This is a genomic window from Asticcacaulis machinosus, from assembly GCF_028550435.1.
GTDB classification, from domain to species: domain Bacteria; phylum Pseudomonadota; class Alphaproteobacteria; order Caulobacterales; family Caulobacteraceae; genus Asticcacaulis; species Asticcacaulis machinosus.
Map to the genome: position 1 here is coordinate 1,656,432 of NZ_JAQQKV010000001.1, position 18,318 is coordinate 1,674,749.

Below are 18,318 nucleotides of genomic sequence, written 5' to 3' on the forward strand. Positions count from 1 at the left end.
ATATTTCGTGAGGCAAGCCCAAAGATGCCGTTAGTATCCCCGTCACCTGTGCGCCCCCTACTGATGAGCCTGTACCTGACCACCAGTTTGTTTTCAGGCACGATGGCCACGGTTGCGGTCGCCGAAACCACGGCAGCGCCCCCAAGCTCTGCGTCATCGCCTGACGCAGCCTTCACCGCCATATATGAGGCCGAATGGGAATGGCGGAAAAGCCTTGGCCCGCGCGAAGATGACGAAACACCTGACCGCCTGCCTGATGTTTCAAAGGCCGCGCAGGACGCCAAGCTGAAAAAGTGGCTTGAGGTTAAAGCCGCACTTGACCGCATCGATCCGAAGACACTGTCCACCGAGCAGCAGATCAATTACATCGTCTATCGCCATCAGATCGACACCCAACTGGCGGATCAGAAATTCCGCAATTACGAGATGAACTTCGGCTTCTGGAACAGCCTGAGCTGGGGCATCCCTAAAAACCTGCGCACCGAAGCTGAGTATCGCCGCTATATCGCCTGGCTGAACGACGTGCCGCGCTTCTTCGATCAAAGCACGGATAATCTGCGCGCTGGCTTAAAGCGCGGATTTACGCCGTCTCGCATCTCCATTCAGGGACGCGACTCTTCGGTCTCCATCCCCTATGAGGGTAAGGCCGTCACCGATACCAATTTCTACGCGCCGTTTAAGACCCTGCCCGCCTCAATCCCTGCGGAAACACAGGCTGAATTACGCCGTCTGGGGGCGCAGGCCATCACTGATAAGGTTATCCCTGCGCATAAAAAGCTGCTGGTTTTCCTGCGCAGCGAATATATGCCCAAGGCCCGAACCACGATTGCGGCCTATGACCTGCCCGATGGTAAAAACTACTATCAGGCCCTGATCCGCGAATATGTGACGCTGGACATGACGCCGGATGAAATCCACCAGATCGGCCTCGATGAAGTCGCCAAGATCAGGGCTGAAATGTTTGATGTCATGAAGCAGGTCAAATATGCCGGCACGTTGCAGGAATTCAACGATTTCCTGCGCACCGATCCGCAATTCTACGTCGATACGCCGCAGCAATTCCTTGATCGCGGCTCACGCATTTCCAAGGAATTTGACGGCAAGGCCAAAGACTATTTTGGCCGCCTGCCGCGTCAGCGCTTTGCCGTTATCCCGACGCCTGAAGCCATCGCGCCGTTCAATACAGGTGGCAATGGTGGGCCGGGGGTTCTGATCCTCAACACCTACAATCTAAAATCCCGCCCGCTCTATACCCTGCCCGCGCTGGTGCTGCACGAGGGCGCGCCGGGCCACGCCATGCAGATGCCGTTTGCATTGGAGAACAAGACCCTGCCGGAGTTCCGTCAGTCGACCTATATCTCAGCTTATGGCGAAGGCTGGGCGCTGTATGCCGAACGACTGGGGGGCGAGATGGGCATGTATCACACCCCCTATGAGCATTTCGGCATGCTGACCTATCAGATGTGGCGCGCCTGCCGTCTGGTGGTCGATACCGGTATGCACGCCAAGGGCTGGACCCGCGATCAGGCCCTGACGTTCCTGCGCGACAATACGGCCCTCAGCGAGCACGAAATCACCACCGAGACCGACCGCTATATCAATACACCGGGTCAGGCCCTCAGCTACTATATGGGTGAAATCGCCATCTGGGAGGCCCGCGCCAAGGCGGAAAAAGCGCTGGGTGATAAATTCGACCTGCGCAACTTCCATGACATGGTGCTGGATCTGGGCTCTGTGCCGCTGACGGTACTTGAAGCGCGTAATGACCGCTTTATCGCCGATGGCGGCAAGAGCCCCTATGAGGACGAAAAATAATCGCTTTCACCTTTTCTGAAACGTATGGGACGCCCGCAGGCGTCCCTTTTTTTTGTCTGATGCTAAGGCTTAGGGAATAAAAAACGCCCGTCCCGCTATTGCCGGACGAGCGATGAAAGTTTGCCCTGAGAGCCGGCGATCAATGGAGTCATATCGCCTGTTGCTTCAGGATGGAGGGGAAGATGGAAGGTAGGATAGTGTGGCGGATGAAGCCCTGAGACCTCACCCGCCTGAGTTACGCAATTGTCAGCTTAGAACTTGGACGAAATCCCGATGAACAGCATGCGGCCCAGTGGGTCGTAGGTGCTGGGGAAGGTGTTGCCGTTGCCGTTTTCAGCCAGCAGCCCCCCCATGATCGCGGGTGGATCCTTGTCGAAGAGGTTGTTGATACCGGCGCGAGCCACCAGACCGTAAGGCAGGTCCTTGGTCACCGCGATATCAATGTAGTTGTACGGCTTGATTTCGGCATTGAGGGTCGACTTCGTACCGGTCAGGTACTGATCGTCGCTGTTGGTGGACAGCTTGGTCTCACCAAAGTGACGCCAGTTGATCGACACGGTGGTCGGGGCCCAGATCTTGTCGCCCGGCACGGTCCAGGTAGCACGCAGGTTATGGCGCCACTCCGGAGATGGCTGACCGCAGGTGGCACCGTAGTAGCCCTTACAGTCATAGGATCCCAGACCCGGCAGCACTTCGGTCTCCAGCGAGTCAAGCAGCGTGCCCACGAACGAGAAGTTTACGTTGCCGAAATCCGATGTCCAAAGGTAGCTACCCGAAAAATCGATGCCTTTGGTTTCCAGATAGCCGGTGTTGACGTTCGTTGAGATCACATAGCCGCCGCTGGTATCGCTGCCATACAGTGCACCGTTGTTCGGGTTACGACGGATCAAGCCACAGTAGAAGGCATCGCCCGTGTTCAGACACTGCGAAACCGCTGTCTGGGCCTGAACCGAACCGATATAGCCGTCGATATGGATTTCATAATAGTCCACACTGAGCGCCAGCCCCGGAACGAAGCCCGGCGTAAAGACGAAACCGTAGGTCTTGGTCTCGGCTTCTTCAGGGCTCAGATCAGGGTTGCCACCGCCCAGTGCCGTACCGACATCAGCCTGAGTATCGATAATACCGATAGCCAGTTGTGCCGGGGTAGCCCCCGTGCGGGCACACAGGGTCGCCGCATTGGCGCCCAAAGCCCCAATCTGGCTCACTGAACAGGGATCGATCAGAGCGACGTTGCCAACTGCCTGAGAGGCGAACAGTTCGGTGATATTCGCAGCGCGCATAGCCTTGTTGTAGCTGGCGCGGAACAGGATATCGCTGGTCGGAGCATAGCGGACTTCGAACTTAGAGGTCTCAGTCTTCTTTTCGCTGCCTTCCGAGGTCGACGACGAGACGTTATAGGTCGAGCTGCGGTAACCAAGTGAGGCATTCAATGAACGGATGAAAGGCTTATCCGCCGCGATCGGCACTTCGATTTCGGTAAACCATTCATCAGCAGACACTTTTCCATCCGCATTAGACGCGTAGGAAAGCTGGCTTTCGTCGCGACGTTCATCCAGCGATTCCTTACGGTGTTCAGCACCCAGAACGATCGCCAGACCATCTTCAGCCCAAGGGGAAGTGATGCCATACTGGCCCAGATCACCGCTGACATAGGCATTGAAGACATCGATGGTCTGCTCATTACGCGTAAAGGTTGGTGCGTAGACGAAGGCATAGGCTTCGGCCGACGGGCCATTGGCGCTGAAAATATCGAACGGTTTACAGTTATTCGACTCATCAAAACAGACGGTCTGACCATTGCGCGTCACCGCGTTCAGAGCCTGCTCAGCCTTATCCTGATTGATGTCGTTCTGATAGTTGAACTGACCAATCGTGGTCGCGTGCATGTAGTTGGCGTCGTATCTCCAGCCTTCGACGATATCGCCACGCAGGCCAGCCGTGAAGCGGTAGTTGGTGTGACGCATATCATTACGGCGCGGTGTACCGGTGGCGGCGCGATAGGCTGCCCAGGTGGTCATATCGACAGAGGCGTTTCCGTAATTGGAACCACACAGCAAGTTACCCTGCTGAGCACTCATGAACGGGTTGGCGCAGTTGATGGTGAAGTCACGGCCTGACCAGATAGCCGAAGGGGCAACCTGACTGACCGAGTGATCATCCATGAACATGAAGCTGCCATAGGCTTCGGCATGATCATTGAACGTATAGTTGGCGAATGCGCCGGCCTGATAACGCTCGGAGTTACGCAAGGTGTAGTTATCCGGGGCATAGTTATAGGCAAACGACGAGTTATTTGCGACCCAGGTCTTGGAACCGTCCTTAGAGTTGGCAAGTGCCACGCCATTGCTCGGACCGCTTTGTGGTAAGAACCAGCCGTAAGCGTGCGTGCCCGAACCACCGCAACTGAATGACCCACCAGCCGCATCAGCAAATTGAAGCGCACAGTTGGAATAATCGCGCGAATCCTGACGCACGGCTTCCATCTTGCGGTAGCCGAAATAACCGGTGATGTTGCCCTTGCCGTCGTCGATATCGCCACCGGCGGCTATGTTGAAGTCGTACTTTTCACCATCCCAGACATGATTGTCAGCCAGCTTAATGCCTTTGTTGCCCTGAATGGTACGCAGGCCATCATTGTCATTGTGGTGGTTATAGATGCTGTATTGCGCATCGACGCGCACGCCGTTCAGCTTTTTGCGCATGATAAAGTTGACCACACCCGACATGGCGTCAGAGCCGTAAACCGACGACGCACCGCCGGTCAGAACGTCCGTGCGCTCAACCAGAGTCGACGGTACGAAGTTCAGGTCGACACCGAGAGTCGGCAGGAAACGCTGACCGTCGATCAGCACCAGAGCGCGGTTACCACCCAGACTGCGCAGGTTAACGCCGGCTGTACCATCAGAGTTGTTCGACTGGTTTTCATTGTTGCCCGCTTCGATTTGCGGCAGCTTAGCCAGGAAGCTATCGACACCCGTGGCCCCCTGAAGCTTGACTTCAGCAGCATCCACCGTGGTGATCGGTGAAGCGCTCTTGAGGTTTGGGCGGCGGATACGTGTACCCGTGACCACGACTTCCTGTACCATTTCATCCGCAGCAGGATCAACCGGTGCATCCTGAGCAAAGGCCGGCATGGCCGAAACACCGGACATAATGGCTGAAAACGCCACTCCGGCCATGATCAAGGCACGTTTGTTTCTCGTTTGCATATGTAACCCCTAATGCTGATATCTGACGCCACCCCATGCGCCTGAGAGCATGGAGTGAAATAATTCTGACATAAATTATAAGAACCACTTGAACCGCGCCACGTCAATTATAAATTATACGATTACACCACATAAAGTATACCATTTTGCTCATAGCCCTCTTAGTGATGCTTTTTTACCATTGTCGCCATCGGTTTTGTGTGTCCAAGATACCCATGAGGTAGCCCATGATCCCGGTCAGAATTTATGAAAACGTCGATGCCAGCCTGTTTCGGGAAACGATTCTCCCACAAAATGAACCTGCCATCCTGAAAGGTGTTGTCGCGCATTGGCCATCGGCAGGACTGGCCCGAACATCGGATCAGGCCATTGCCGATTATCTGATGGCCTGTGACACAGGTGAAGTCGCAGGCGTCTATGTCGGGCCGCCCCGCATTCGCGGCCGCTTCTTTTACGGCATGGATACCCATACCTATAATTTCGAGCATGGCCCCGCCCCCATCCGTCAGGCAATAGACCATATAATGGCTGAACAGGATAAGCCGCATCCAGCGGCCATCTATGTTCAGTCGGCGCCAGTTGAGCGTCACATGCCGCGGTTTGGGGCTGAAAACCGGCTTGATCTCATACCGCCGGATGTTGCGCCCCGTATCTGGATCGGCAACGGGTCGGTCACCCGTGCTCATTTCGACCTCAATCATAACATCGCCTGCGTGGTGGCCGGGCAACGCACCTTTACACTGTTCCCACCGGATCAGACCCCTAACCTCTATCCCGGCCCGTTTGAGCGCACCATCGGCGGCGTGCCGGTCAGCATGGTCGATATCGATAATCCTGATTTTGATAAACACCCGCGATATAAAGCCGCGGCGGATCACATGTTAACTGCCGGGCTTGAAGCCGGAGACGCCATATATATCCCATACGGCTGGTGGCATCATGTCCGCTCAATATCGCCATTCAATGTCCTGATTAACTACTGGTGGGATGAAAACGCGTCTAAGGCCGATGTCAGCGCCAACCCTTATGACGCCCTCTATCATGCGTTTCTGGCCATCCGTGACATGCCCGATACGCAACGCGATGTGTGGAAAACTTTGTTCAACTATTATGTTTTTAAGGATTATGGCGATCCGGCCGCGCATCTGACGACGCGCGATCAGGGACTTCTTGGGCCCTTTACCCCGAAAAGCGCCGAAAAATTACGCCAGAGCCTTGTCAAATCCCTGACCGGTGGCAAAACTTGATCTGACTTAAAGCCTTTAATGTGCGCGGCGCACCATTTGCATTTGCCCTTTATGACTTGAGCGCATCGTCCCCTTCTGAGACGATGTTGCGCGCCTCATATGCCGAGGGGATGTGAATGTTTGAATTTGGTCGCGAACTAAGACGTATTTTCGGCAATCAGGGCCGGTTTGAATCGGACTCCAGTTTGTACGAATTATTGAACCTTGAACTGCTGATCTCTCAGGGCCGCAGCCTTGATATTGAGGCCGGCCGCGTCTCGACCAAAAATCGCTTTGATCCCCATATCGAATCCGCCACCATCTGGCGCGAATACGCCCGCAGAACCGGCGACCCGCTGGCGATGCGCAAAGCCGCCGCCGCCGCTGAATCTGCCGGTAAGGACGCCAAAACCATCGCTCAGGCCGTGCAGGCCGTGCTGGAGCAGGCCCTGACCTGCCTGACTGGCGCCGACCTGTTTGAAACCGCAGAATTATTGACCTCCGCCGAAGGGCTGCTGGCCGAAGGGCGCGTCGCGGTGGCGGGCATCAGCCCCGCCGACCCGGTACTTAACGCGCGCCTGTCGCTGGTCGAAGGGATGCTGGGGGCGCGCCTTGCTCTGCGCGAAGGCGTGGGCGAACTTGATGCAGCACTGAACGCTATGGCTCATATCGATCGTGCCGTCGAAAAGTTCGACAAACAGGTCCGCCTGACCAAAACCAACCGCGACAAGATCTGGGCCGCTCAGGCGCGTCTGGAGCGGGCCGATCTTTTGATGGCGGTCGGTATCGATCGTCAGGACTCAAGCCTTATGGGCGCGGTGATCAAGGACCTTGAGGCCGTGCGCGCCCGTCTGGATTCGGCCTATGAACCGGTGACCTTTGCCACCATCGTCACCCGCCTGGCCGAAGCGCACATCCATCAGGGCCAGATCGAAGGCAATGCCGAAGCCGTCTCGATCGGCATCGCCCTGCTCAGTTCCGAAGACGAACTGATGGTCTATGAACACAGCCCGCTCGATTGGGTCTGCCACAAAATGGCCCTGTCGTGCGGCCTTGAGGTGCTGGCGACCCTGACCGGCGCTGACTATATTTTCGATAAGGCGCTGGCCGTCTATGACTTGGCGCTTAAGCGACCGCTGCAAAAGGGCTTAGGCATACGGGCGCGGTTGATGAGCCTGCGGGCCTCATGCCTGGCGCAGCGTGCCGAAGCCACCGGTGATCTTAAGTCGCTCGATGATGCCGAGCGGGCGTTTAAGGAACAACTGCGCGCCACCCGTCCGCTCGAAGACCCGGTTGACTGGGCGATCCTTCAGACCAATCTGGGCAAGCTTTATGTCACGCGCGGCGACATCACCGGCTTTATGCTGGAGCGGGCCTCAGCCGCCTATGCCCTTGATGCCGCAAAGGAAATCTTCCTTGAACATGGCCTGCACAGCCTTGCCGCCACGGCAGAGGGCCATCTGGTGCGCCTGCGGGGGATTTAAAAGACAGCGCGTGACAAACGATCAAATCAAGGGAACACTGCGGTAAAAGCAGCAACCTTTGAGAGATAGCGATGCAGCGCAGGGCGATATTATCAGGCATGGCGGCGGCAATCATGGCGCCAAAGGCCGTGTGGGCGGACACGCAGTTCAAGGTGCTGGTGATCGGCATGCCCAGCAAATACCACTACGAATATGTGCCCGTTGCCCGCGAAAGCCTAGAGCGGATGGCGAGGCTGCACGCCTTTGAGGTGGTGTGGAGCCACAATGCCTATGTTCTGGATCAGGATTTGAAGCCCTTTGCGGCCATCATGCTGCTCAACACCCCGACCGAGGATTTATCGGCCGATCATCGCGCCAAGTTCGAGGCCTATGTGCGCGCAGGCGGCCATGTCATGGTGGTTCACAGGGCGGCGATTGCCCTGCCGGCCGATAGCTGGCCGTGGTATGAAAAACTGGTTGGGCGCACGGTGGGTGTGCATCCCATGCTGCAAACCGGCGTGGTGACAGTGGTCGACAAAAGCTTTCCCGCGACCTTTGGATTGCCGCAGCGCTGGATCTGGAGCGATGAGTTCTACACCACCACCAACCCGCACAATGTAAAGATTACGCCGGTGCTGAACGTCGATGAAACCAGCTATGACCCGACCAAGATCTGGCCCGGTCAAGTCGTCAAAGGCATGGGCAAGGACCACCCGATCGCCTGGTATCACAGCTATGAAGGGGCGCGCGTGTTTGTGACGACCTTGGGCCATAATGTCGAGATGTACCGCGACCCGCAGTATCTCAGCCACCTGCTGGGCGGCCTCTACTGGACCGCCACGGGCCGCGGGCGGGGGTAGTAAGTTCGCATACCTAAAAGCTTTATCGTGGTACCCATCAAGCACTTAACTTTTGCCTTAATAAAGAACAACAGCTCAAAGAGTTCGGTCATATGTTTATAAAAAAAATTCGCCTGAAGAACGGTTACAAGCGTTTTCATGACCTAACCATTGATCTAGGCGAAAACCCTGCTCGTATCGTCGCATTAGTGGGACCAAATGGTTGTGGTAAGAGTAGCGTTCTAGATGGTTTGCTATATCACGCTAGTGCGCGCCAGCGTATTGGTGGTGGCATTGCTCGAGATGTAAGTTACCACTCAATGACAGGTGTCGGTTCGCTAACATGGCAGGATGTAGAAATCCAATTTACCGCCGGAAATTTTTCTGAAATCCGCGCTCTAAAGGAGAAAACTGGGAAAGCTAATACCATTTTCTCATTTCGTAGTCCTTACCGTTATAATAGCCTACTCAAAATCACAGAAACCAAAGCGGTATCTGAAATTTGGAAGAACTCCTACGGCGCAGGCGATGCCTCAAGTCTCGACGCTAAGATGGAAGATAATTATAGAAGATTATACTCGGTGTATAATCTATATCGTGATGAAAATGATTTAAAACCTAGTGAGGCGAAGGCCAAAATAATTGGCGATCTCAATACGTCCATTAAGAAGTGTCTTGATCTAGAGATTTCCAACCTTGGAAATGTCGAAGGTAATCAAGGGACGCTTTATTTTAGAAAACCAGACCATCCAAAAGAGTTTGAATTTAACGTCCTGTCCTCCGGGGAAAAGGAGGTTGTTGACCTACTGCTTGATTTGTATCTCCGCAAAGAGGACTATTCTGACACTGTTTTTCTTATTGATGAGCCAGAACTTCACATAAACACCGCTATTCAAGGCAACCTACTTGAAGAGATTGACCGACTTATTGGGCCTGATTGCCAAATATGGCTCACAACCCATAGCATCGGATTTCTCCGCGCGTTACAGACGAAAATGAAAGATAAATGCCAGATCATTCAATTTCGCTCTGAGTACAATCTCGCCGCTGAGGCTCATACGCTGACACCAGTTAAAGTCGGGCCGGGTACTTGGCGGGACTTATTTGCAATTGCTTTAGATGATCTGGCACACCTAGTTAGTCCCTCGACCATAATTTATTGCGAAGGAAGAGCCGAACCCGGTTCGGGAGGTCGAGAACAAGGTATGGATGCGCGAGTGTTCAACCGCATTTTCGCTGAATCACACCCTGACGCCCTCTTTACATCTAGCGGTGGGAATACCGAACCTGACCAGCGTAGTGCAATCGCCCTACTTGTCCTGAGTAAGGTATTTCCCAAAGTGGACATCTGGGTGCTTAAAGATCGAGATATGGCATCTGGAAAGCCAACGGACGAAAACGACCGCAGAGTTTATCTTAATACAAATCCGGACAATCACCGGGTACTTAAACGGTGGGAAATTGAGAATTATCTCTATGATAAAGAGGTATTGAAGGCATATTGCGCAGGTAAGGGGCTGCAATTTGATGAAGCCGCTTACGATGCCTTCGTTACCAATATAGACGATCAAAATCTAAAGGATGAAACGCAGCGGATAAAGAATTTTTGCGGCATAAAAAGCAGCATTAATGCGGAAGTTTTCAAGATTGCATTGTCCGATTATATAATTTCATCAATGGTTGTGTTCAAAGAACTTGAAGAGTGCATATTTTCTAGGCAATAACGCCGCCTCCCAAATCCCCATAGCCATGCCCGTCAAAACCACGTAACCTCATCTGAAAACCGCCACAGGAGAGGCCGCCATGACCGATGAGACGCCGCCGTTTAAGCGCGAAGTGCTCCAGCTTTTTGACCAGTATGTGCACGGCCTCATCAGCCGGCGGGGCTTTTTAGAAGGAGCGGCGAAATATACCGCAGGCGCTGCCGGGGCGGTGGCGACCCTGACCGCCCTGTCACCCGATTTCGCTCGCGCCCAGACCGCTGCCGATGACAGCCGCCTTACAACCACCCGCGTCGATATAGCGTCTCCCGACGGCAATGGCACCATCAAGGCTTATCTGATCAAGCCCGCCAAGATCAAAACCAAGCTGCCGGTTGTGGTGGTCGTCCATGAAAACCGTGGGCTTAATCCGCACATCGAAGACATTGCGCGGCGGGTAGCCCTCGACGGCTATATTGCGCTGGCGCCCGATGCCCTGACGACGCTGGGCGGTTATCCCGGCAATGAAGACGATGCCCGCGCCCTGTTCCAGAAACTGGATCAACCCAAGACTCGCAATGACTTTGTCGCCGCCGCAGACTATGCCCGCACCTTAACCAACAGCACCGGCAAAGTCGGCGTGGTCGGGTTCTGCTACGGCGGGGCGATTGCCAACCTATTGGCCACGCGCATCCCCACGCTCAAAGCCGCCGTACCGTTTTACGGATCGCCCGCCCCTCTGGCCGATGTACCGAACATCAAGGCCGAACTGCTGGTGCACATGGGCGGCAATGATGCCCGCGTCAATGCCACTTGGCCGGACTATGAGGCCGCGCTCAAGGCCGCCGGTGTGCGCTATGAAGCCTATATCTACGACAATGCCGAGCATGGCTTCAACAACGACACCACCCCGCGCTTTAAACCCGATGCCGCCAAGCTGGCGTGGGAGCGGACGATGTCGCTGTTTGCGCGGACGCTGAAAGGGGCCTGATCAGTCCTTCCACGCGCCGTTGGCGATCGGTTCACCGAAATCCGGCACGCCATCGGCTGTATAGCCAAAATGCTGAACGCGGGTGTGGCGGTTCGGATCGAACAGCGAATTGCCGGTGATTTTTTGATAGTCGCGGCCATGATAGACCAGTACGTCCCGGCCCTTTTCATCGGTAATGAAACTGTTGTGGCCAGGGCCCCAGACCTTGTTCTTGGGTGAGCTTTTGAACACCGGCACCGGCGATTTGGTCCATGAGGCCGCATCCATGATATCGGCGTCTTCGCTGGCCGTCAGCATGCCTAAACAATAGTTCTCATCGGTGGCACTGGCCGAATAGGTCAGGAACAGGCGGCCATTACGGTGCAGAACCGTCGGGGCCTCAGCGACCTTATATTTGACGATTTCCCAGTCATAGGTCGGCACGGTCAGGCGCACCGGCGTGGCCGCCAGTTTCGACGGCGAGGCCAGCGGGGCCAGATACAGATTTGAGTTGGTCTCAATCCCCGGTTCCTTTTGCGCCCACAACAGATAGCGCGTGCCTTTGTGGACAAAGGTGGTGGCATCCAGATTGAACGTATCCCACGGCATTTCGACCCGCACCGGCTTGCCCCAGCGGCCGGTCAGCGGATTGGGATCGGGGCTGGAGATAACATAGGTGCGCACCCGGAATGGCTCGCCCTTATCGCCCGCGCCAAAATAGAGGTGCCACTGGCCGTCAAAATGATGGATCTCCGGTGCCCAGATATAGCCGCCCATTTTCCCTTCGAGCGGTCGCTTCCACACCACGACTTCACCTGCGGTTTGCAGGCCGGCAATGGTACGCGACCGGCGCACGATCAGGCGGTCATATTCCGGAACAGTGGCGGTGAAATAATAATAGCCGTCGTCATGCTGCATGATCTGCGCATCGGCGCGCTGACGCACCAGCGGATTGACCGGTTTAGGCGGCGTTTGCGCAAAGACCGGAGCGGTCGCGGATGCACTGGCAGCAGCGATCACAAAACCGCGGCGGGAAAAGCGGGGAAGGTTCGACATTATAATTCTCGCAAGGACGTTTCAGTAGATAGGTGCCCGATCCCGATATTATTATGACTTCATCGCGCGACGCCTGCCGCCTCGATATGTCGGACAAATTTGTTTTAACGCCTTAGCCCAGATTGTCAAATCTGGCACTTGCTGACCGAATGATCACATCACATGCCCGATATCGTCGACACGCACCGTACCTTCGCGGATAACACGGCAATAGATGCCGCAATCGCGGTGGCCGTAATGTTCAAACAGAGCCGCCACCAGATCGACATCGCGCGCGGCCGTTTCCGGATTCACATGGGTTGCCACGCAGCGCACGATCGGTTTTAAGGCCTCAAGCTCCGGTCCGTCGTTGCCCAGTTTGATCGTCTTACCTACCCAGTCATGATCAACAAACGGCGGCAAGCCTTTCATCCACACATTGGCCCGCAGGCGCAACGGATCGAGATCACGTCCGATCTTCAGCCCCAGATCATTCAGCGAATTGAGATTGAGCAGCGACACAAACCCCTTGGCCGAATCCGTAAAACGATGATGATCTACCCGCGTTTCCAGCAGCTTAAGCGGAAAGCGCACCGGATCATAATCCTCATGGGCGGCCAGCACGTTTTCAACATGGCGCGCCAGTGAGGCACGGGCCGCCGGTTGCGTCAGGTCAAACACCTCAACCGAGCCATCCTCGTCTTCGATGCGAAAGGTCTCAGCGATCTCATCATAGCGGGTTTTCAGCCGCGCCACGGCGGCGAAGCGCGCCAGCACGGCAAACTTCATCTTGGACAAAAACTGAGGGTCTTCGGCGGTAAAGCCCGACGGCCCGACCTCCAGCGCATAAAGCCGATCAAACGGAAAAAATCCGTCTATGCTGAGCGCCGCCGACCTTAGCGGCTCCGGCGTAAAACCTTTGATCGGGTGGCGGTACAGGCCGGAGATGGTGAACATTAAGCTGCTTTCTTTGAAGCCTTTGATTTAGTCATCACGACTAGCCAAGTAATGAAGAGCAGCGCCACAAGAAATACCGGATACGACCAGTTCAGCCCCTCAATCGTGCCTGTCAGATAGAAAAAACGCACGACTACGACCAAAGTATAGAAAATCAGGCTTGCAACTATCAATGGTTTTAAAAACTTAACCCGATCAATAGGCGTTAAATTTATGAACCCAAGACTACAACCAAGGACGCTAATAAAACTTGGCATCTCAGCCGCAAATTTCAAAAACACCTGATCACCTGCCCAAAGTTTGGGAAGTTCCGTATATACAACCAGCCCGTTTATGACGGTTAAAATGATAGCAACCATAGCGAAATTTAGGATTTTTACCGCATTACCCTCTTCCACCGGCTCCCCCATTACTGCGTTTAAAAAATCCGTAACCAGCGCAGGACAGTATAAACACCGGCAGGTAAATCAGTACCAGCCCCAACAGCCAGTTGTCCTGCCAGTACTGCCAGGTCGCGGTAAAGTCATGATCACGCAGATTATAGCCGATTATCCCTATGGTCACGATGACCACAGCGCCCGCGGCCCAAAGCGTCAGGACTTTGCGACGCGCGTCGTTCACCGGCAAGAAATCGATAACCGTAACAATGACCAGACCAAGGATCACCGGCCACAAGGTCGATATGTACTCACTATCAAAGGCCATCAGGCTCATGAAGATCACAATAGCCAACAGCCGCATGAGCTTTAGGTTCATAGCCCCCCCCCATGAATGGGCAAAGCTTACCCGAATTGCGGGCGGTTTCAAGCTCGTGTTTTGCCCCTCACCCCACCCCTCTCCCCGCTTGCGGGGAGAGGGAATTTATTATCCCATCTCGTCTTCCAACATGGCCAGGCGTTCGGCCTGATCTTCGGCGATCAGGGCGTTGATCATGGCGTCCATCTCGCCTTCCATAAACTGCGGCAGGTTATAGATGGTCAGGTTGATGCGGTGATCAGTGATGCGTCCTTGCGGGTAGTTATAGGTGCGGATGCGTTCCGACCGATCGCCCGATCCGACCTGGGACTTGCGGGCATCGGAGCGAGCAGTATCGAGCGCCTGACGCTGCTGATCGTAAAGCCGCGCTTTCAGGTTACGCATGGCAATGGCGCGGTTCATGTGCTGCGATTTTTCGGATGAGGTCACCACGATCCCCGACGGCATGTGGGTGATCCGCACGGCCGAATCCGTCTTGTTGACGTGCTGTCCGCCGGAACCCGACGCGCGGTAGGTGTCGATCCGGATATCCTTATCGAGGATTTCGATCTCAACGTCCTGAGCTTCGGGCAGAACCGCGACGGTGGCCGCCGAGGTATGAATGCGCCCTTGCGTTTCCGTGGCGGGCACGCGCTGAACGCGGTGAACACCGGATTCAAACTTCATCTTACCGAACACGCCGTCGCCGGTAACTGAGGCGATGATTTCCTTATAGCCGCCGGCGTCGCCCTCACTGATCGAGTCAATCTCAACGCGCCAGCCCTGCGTTACCGCATAGCGGCTATACATGCGAAACAGATCGCCCGCAAAGATCGCCGCTTCGTCGCCGCCGGTGCCCGCACGGACTTCGAGAATGGCCGAGGCGTTTTCGTCCTTGTCCTTGGGCGCCAGTAACAAGGCTACACCGCGCTCAAGTTCGGGCAGGCTGGCTTTCAGTTCCTGCAACTCCTCTTCGGCCAGCGGTGACAGTTCCGGGTCTTTGAGGGCCATCAGTTCCTCAAGCTCCGGCACCTGTGCGCGGGCTTTCAGTACGCGCTCGACCGCTTCCGCCACGGGCTTAAGCTCGGCGTGCTCTTTCGACAGCTTGACGATTTCAGCGCCATCGGTGACGGCCCCCATGCGCGCTTCGATCATTTTGAAACGATCAAGCACCTGATCAAGCTTTTGTTGCGGCAGACGGATCACTGGGAACACCTTCATCAAACTGTGACGGTGCCTTTAGCACCTATCGCGGATAGGTATCAATAAAGCTCTGGCGCTTTTCCAGTGCTGCCGCCAATGCCACCAACTTTGGTGATGACGACTGCCATTCAATATGCGGATAACGGAACTCCAGATAGGTCGCCGCGATGCCCAGCGTAATCGCGCCCATATCCAGGCCGTGCTGTTCGACCTCATCCAAGGTCGGACATTCGCTTTCGGCCACCGCAAACCCGCGCAGCAAATTGCGCTCCCAGCGCGTCAGCCACATCGGTGAGCGCTCAGATTCAGGCCTGCGATTTTCCAGCACGATCTTGACCGTCATTTCCATCAGGCCATCAGCCAGAGTTTCCAGACGACGCACCCGCCAGTGGGCTTCGCCCCCCATCGGATAAAGTTTCAATCCGCTGTCGAAATGCGTATCCAGCCACTGACAGATCAGGGCGGAGTCAAAATAGTTGACGCCCTCATCGGTTTGCAGGGCCGGGATCTGGGATATCGGGTTGATGGCCAGAAGCTCAGGCGCATCATCGGTAGCCGCCGTCAGAAATTCTTCGACGCGATTTGTCAGACCTTTTTCACGCACGGCAATCCGGCACTTTCGGACGAACGGTGAGCCTGTACCGATAATGAGTTTCATTTGATTTTGCCTTCTGTGTCATCAGTCCGCGCCTTTAAGACATCGCAAAACCCTGTCCGTCAAGGGATTTAACGTGTGAAGCCCTCGGCGGGCGCACCTCCTGAATCAAGTGATCACGCCCCACAGAAACCTTTACAAACCCTTAAAATACAAGGATTTCCGTTTGCGTTAATTTAATACCTTGCGTGTATAAGTGGCCACAGTAGAACGCATTTCCCTCAAAATGAGGCCTTTGGTGACCAAAGAACGCAGTGAATTTAAACTGATCGCGCCGATGGCGCTGATCGTGCTGGCGGCAGTCTGCGCCCTGGTGGGCAGCCTGTGGGTCTGGGCCGAACAGACCGACCGTGCCGCCCGTGAACGCGAAGAAAATCTGGTTCGCGCCGGGATTCACAATATGGTCAATGAAACCTCGGCTCTGCTTAATCCCATGGCGATATGGGATGAGGCGGTCAGGAACACTGATCATAACTATAATCCTGAGTGGGTTCAGAACGTTTACGGCGACTACATGAGGAGTATTCTGGGCTTTGAACTATCCTACCTGCTGGATGATAAGGATCAGCCGGTTTTCGCCTCACGTCGTGGACGCGAGATACCTGCCCGCAGCTACCACGGCTTTTCATCCGAAGCACGCAGCCTGTTGTCAAACGTACGCAGCAATTTCGATCCGGTCACCCGCAAGCTGATCCAGAAAGACGCAACCCGCACCAAGTACGGTAAGTTAATCCAGGTCAATGGCCGGGTCTATGCCTTCGGGGCAGCCCTGATCAGTACAGAACGCAAAAGCCAGATCACCCGCGAACGCCCCTTTGTTATTCTGGGGGCCCGCGAAATTTCCGCGTCGGCACTCAACACACTGGCCGACAGCTACGCCCTGAGCAAGGTGCGCATGCTCCGCCCCGGTCAGGCAGCCCAGCCCGGCAGCGCCAATGTCATTTTTCAGGACGATGAGGGCCGCGCCCTGCTCCACCTGTCATGGATGCCGGAAACGCCGGGCCGTAAGCTGTTTATCGGCGCGCTTGGCCCCGTACTTTTAGTCTCGCTCGGCCTTGGGGCTGTGGCCGTGCTGATGCTGCACCAGTCCCAGCGCGCCGCCCGCAGCCTGATTGCCTCTGAGGCCAAGGCCAAGCACATGGCCCTGCACGATAATCTGACCGGCCTGCCCAACCGCACCCTGTTTGCCGACCGTCTGGTGCAGGCGACCGAACGCGTGCGCCGTCTGGGCGGCAATGTCGCGGTCTTTTGCATCGGCCTTGACCGCTTTAAGGATGTTAATGACACGCTGGGCCACCAGGCCGGTGACGAACTGATCCGTAACTGCGGTCAGCGCATTTCCTCCATGATCCGCGCCGGGGATACGCTGGCCCGTCTGGGCGGTGATGAATTTGTGATTATCCAGACCGATACCGACGGCCATTCGGCCTCAGCGCTTGCCAAGCGCGTTCAGGAAAACCTGACCGGCACGGTGACGCTTGATTCCGGTCAGGTCTTCTGCTCGTGCTCGATCGGCGTGACCCTGATCAGCGATGCCGATGTCGAGCCGGCCGAAGCGCTACGTCAAGCCGATCTGGCCCTTTACCGCGCCAAGGAACTGGGCCGCGGTCAGTATGCCTTCTTCGAACTTGAGATGGACGCCACCATCAAGCTGCGCAAGATGCTGGAAACCGGCTTACGCGAAGCCATTCACTGCGAAGAAATCGACGTGGTCTATCAGCCGCAGGTCGATCATTTCGGCACCATTGTCGGTGTCGAGGCTCTGGCGCGCTGGACCCACCGCGAACGTGGTCCGATCTCGCCCGGATACTTCATTCCGCTGGCCGAAGAGTGCAACCTGATGATCGATCTGGGTGCCGTGATCATGCGCCGCGCTATGATGGACAGCCATCGCTGGCCGGGCCTGAAGGTTGCGGTCAACGTCTCGGCCACCCAATTGCGCTCCGGCCAGTTCATCCCGCGTCTGAAGGAAATGATGCAGGAGACCGGTGTATCGGCCACGCGCATCGAGATCGAAATCACCGAAGGTGTCCTGCTGAACGACGACCATCAGACCCAGATCATCCTTAAGGATCTGCGCAGCATGGGCTTTTCGATTGCGCTTGATGATTTCGGCACCGGCTATTCGAGCTTGAGCTATCTCGGCCGCTATCCGGTCGATAAGATCAAGATCGACCGCTCGTTCGTGTCAAACCTTGGGGTCGATGCCGAAGCCGATGCCGTTATCCGTGCCATCGTCAAGCTGGCCAAGGCTTTGCACCTGAACATCGTCGCCGAAGGGGTCGAAACCAAACAGCAGCGCAGCATCCTGAAACAAGCCGGCTGCCCGATCATTCAGGGCTTCCTGTTCTCAAAGCCGGTTAAGGTAGAAGAGATCGATGCCCTGCTGGCCGTGCAAGTACCACCACCCGTCAAGACTCGCATCCAGACTTCGGCACGCGGCACCACCTCGGTGTCACAATCGATGGCGATGATGAAGTGATACTCACCGAAAAGTTTTTGGCTTAC

Annotated in this window: 14 protein-coding genes; 7 read left to right on the forward strand and 7 right to left on the reverse strand. The window is 55.6% G+C overall.

Translation table 11 applies throughout. The features are described from left to right. Positions 1 to 24: 24 nt before the first annotated feature. Positions 25 to 1,815, forward strand: a complete 1,791-nt coding sequence (locus PQU98_RS07520) for a DUF885 domain-containing protein (protein ID WP_368408143.1) — start codon at positions 25 to 27, stop codon at positions 1,813 to 1,815. Between the two features lie 251 nt (positions 1,816 to 2,066). Here PQU98_RS07520 and PQU98_RS07525 read toward each other — a convergent pair whose 3' ends face one another. Next, on the reverse strand, positions 2,067 to 5,027 hold the full coding sequence (locus PQU98_RS07525; RefSeq protein WP_272744287.1) for a TonB-dependent receptor domain-containing protein: 2,961 nt from the start codon (positions 5,025 to 5,027) through the stop codon (positions 2,067 to 2,069). Between the two features lie 227 nt (positions 5,028 to 5,254). Here PQU98_RS07525 and PQU98_RS07530 point away from each other — a divergent pair, with 227 nt between their 5' ends. From PQU98_RS07530 to PQU98_RS07550, 5 genes are all read left to right on the forward strand, one after another. Next, complete coding sequence (locus PQU98_RS07530) at positions 5,255 to 6,274, forward strand: cupin-like domain-containing protein (RefSeq protein WP_272744288.1); 1,020 nt, start codon at positions 5,255 to 5,257, stop codon at positions 6,272 to 6,274. Between the two features lie 116 nt (positions 6,275 to 6,390). Beyond that, positions 6,391 to 7,737, forward strand: a complete 1,347-nt coding sequence (locus tag PQU98_RS07535) for a hypothetical protein (RefSeq protein WP_272744289.1) — start codon at positions 6,391 to 6,393, stop codon at positions 7,735 to 7,737. Between the two features lie 71 nt (positions 7,738 to 7,808). Continuing rightward, complete coding sequence (locus PQU98_RS07540; RefSeq protein ID WP_272744290.1) at positions 7,809 to 8,576, forward strand: ThuA domain-containing protein; 768 nt, start codon at positions 7,809 to 7,811, stop codon at positions 8,574 to 8,576. Positions 8,577 to 8,668: 92 nt separating this feature from the next. Continuing rightward, positions 8,669 to 10,279, forward strand: a complete 1,611-nt coding sequence (locus PQU98_RS07545; RefSeq protein ID WP_272744291.1) for an AAA family ATPase — start codon at positions 8,669 to 8,671, stop codon at positions 10,277 to 10,279. 79 nt (positions 10,280 to 10,358) lie between these two features. Continuing rightward, positions 10,359 to 11,246, forward strand: a complete 888-nt coding sequence (locus PQU98_RS07550; RefSeq protein WP_272744292.1) for a dienelactone hydrolase family protein — start codon at positions 10,359 to 10,361, stop codon at positions 11,244 to 11,246. Here PQU98_RS07550 and PQU98_RS07555 read toward each other — a convergent pair whose 3' ends face one another. The 6 genes from PQU98_RS07555 to PQU98_RS07580 form a co-directional block, all read right to left on the reverse strand. Then, positions 11,247 to 12,281: a glycoside hydrolase family 43 protein gene (locus PQU98_RS07555; protein WP_272744293.1), complete on the reverse strand. Its 1,035-nt coding sequence runs from the start codon at positions 12,279 to 12,281 to the stop codon at positions 11,247 to 11,249. 153 nt (positions 12,282 to 12,434) lie between these two features. Next, the gene (locus PQU98_RS07560) at positions 12,435 to 13,217 is read right to left on the reverse strand and encodes an MOSC domain-containing protein (RefSeq protein WP_272744294.1); all 783 of its coding nucleotides are present in this window, start codon (positions 13,215 to 13,217) and stop codon (positions 12,435 to 12,437) included. Next, positions 13,217 to 13,615, reverse strand: a complete 399-nt coding sequence (locus PQU98_RS07565; RefSeq protein ID WP_272744295.1) for a hypothetical protein — start codon at positions 13,613 to 13,615, stop codon at positions 13,217 to 13,219. Before PQU98_RS07565 ends, PQU98_RS07560 begins: the two co-directional genes overlap by 1 nt. Continuing rightward, positions 13,602 to 13,973 (reverse strand): hypothetical protein, encoded by a 372-nt coding sequence (locus PQU98_RS07570; protein WP_272744296.1) that lies wholly within the window; start codon positions 13,971 to 13,973, stop codon positions 13,602 to 13,604. Before PQU98_RS07570 ends, PQU98_RS07565 begins: the two co-directional genes overlap by 14 nt. A gap of 108 nt (positions 13,974 to 14,081) precedes the next feature. Next, complete coding sequence (prfA, locus tag PQU98_RS07575; RefSeq protein ID WP_272744501.1) at positions 14,082 to 15,155, reverse strand: peptide chain release factor 1; 1,074 nt, start codon at positions 15,153 to 15,155, stop codon at positions 14,082 to 14,084. A gap of 43 nt (positions 15,156 to 15,198) precedes the next feature. Further along, complete coding sequence (locus PQU98_RS07580) at positions 15,199 to 15,813, reverse strand: glutathione S-transferase N-terminal domain-containing protein (protein ID WP_272744297.1); 615 nt, start codon at positions 15,811 to 15,813, stop codon at positions 15,199 to 15,201. Between the two features lie 235 nt (positions 15,814 to 16,048). On the opposite strand from PQU98_RS07580, the gene PQU98_RS07585 reads away from it, so the two are divergent. Further along, the gene (locus PQU98_RS07585) at positions 16,049 to 18,292 is read left to right on the forward strand and encodes a bifunctional diguanylate cyclase/phosphodiesterase (RefSeq protein WP_272744298.1); all 2,244 of its coding nucleotides are present in this window, start codon (positions 16,049 to 16,051) and stop codon (positions 18,290 to 18,292) included. Positions 18,293 to 18,318 lie beyond the last annotated feature (26 nt).

Excerpts from the sequence above, each read along its gene's own strand:
- PQU98_RS07520 (WP_368408143.1), top strand. The coding sequence starts at position 25 with ATGCCGTTAGTATCCCCGTCACCTGTGCGCCCCCTACTGATGAGCCTG.
- PQU98_RS07525 (WP_272744287.1), bottom strand. The coding sequence starts at position 5,027 with ATGCAAACGAGAAACAAACGTGCCTTGATCATGGCCGGAGTGGCGTTT.
- PQU98_RS07530 (WP_272744288.1), top strand. The coding sequence starts at position 5,255 with ATGATCCCGGTCAGAATTTATGAAAACGTCGATGCCAGCCTGTTTCGG.
- PQU98_RS07535 (WP_272744289.1), top strand. The coding sequence starts at position 6,391 with ATGTTTGAATTTGGTCGCGAACTAAGACGTATTTTCGGCAATCAGGGC.
- PQU98_RS07540 (WP_272744290.1), top strand. The coding sequence starts at position 7,809 with ATGCAGCGCAGGGCGATATTATCAGGCATGGCGGCGGCAATCATGGCG.
- PQU98_RS07545 (WP_272744291.1), top strand. The coding sequence starts at position 8,669 with ATGTTTATAAAAAAAATTCGCCTGAAGAACGGTTACAAGCGTTTTCAT.
- PQU98_RS07550 (WP_272744292.1), top strand. The coding sequence starts at position 10,359 with ATGACCGATGAGACGCCGCCGTTTAAGCGCGAAGTGCTCCAGCTTTTT.
- PQU98_RS07555 (WP_272744293.1), bottom strand. The coding sequence starts at position 12,281 with ATGTCGAACCTTCCCCGCTTTTCCCGCCGCGGTTTTGTGATCGCTGCT.
- PQU98_RS07560 (WP_272744294.1), bottom strand. The coding sequence starts at position 13,217 with ATGTTCACCATCTCCGGCCTGTACCGCCACCCGATCAAAGGTTTTACG.
- PQU98_RS07570 (WP_272744296.1), bottom strand. The coding sequence starts at position 13,973 with ATGAACCTAAAGCTCATGCGGCTGTTGGCTATTGTGATCTTCATGAGC.
- PQU98_RS07580 (WP_272744297.1), bottom strand. The coding sequence starts at position 15,813 with ATGAAACTCATTATCGGTACAGGCTCACCGTTCGTCCGAAAGTGCCGG.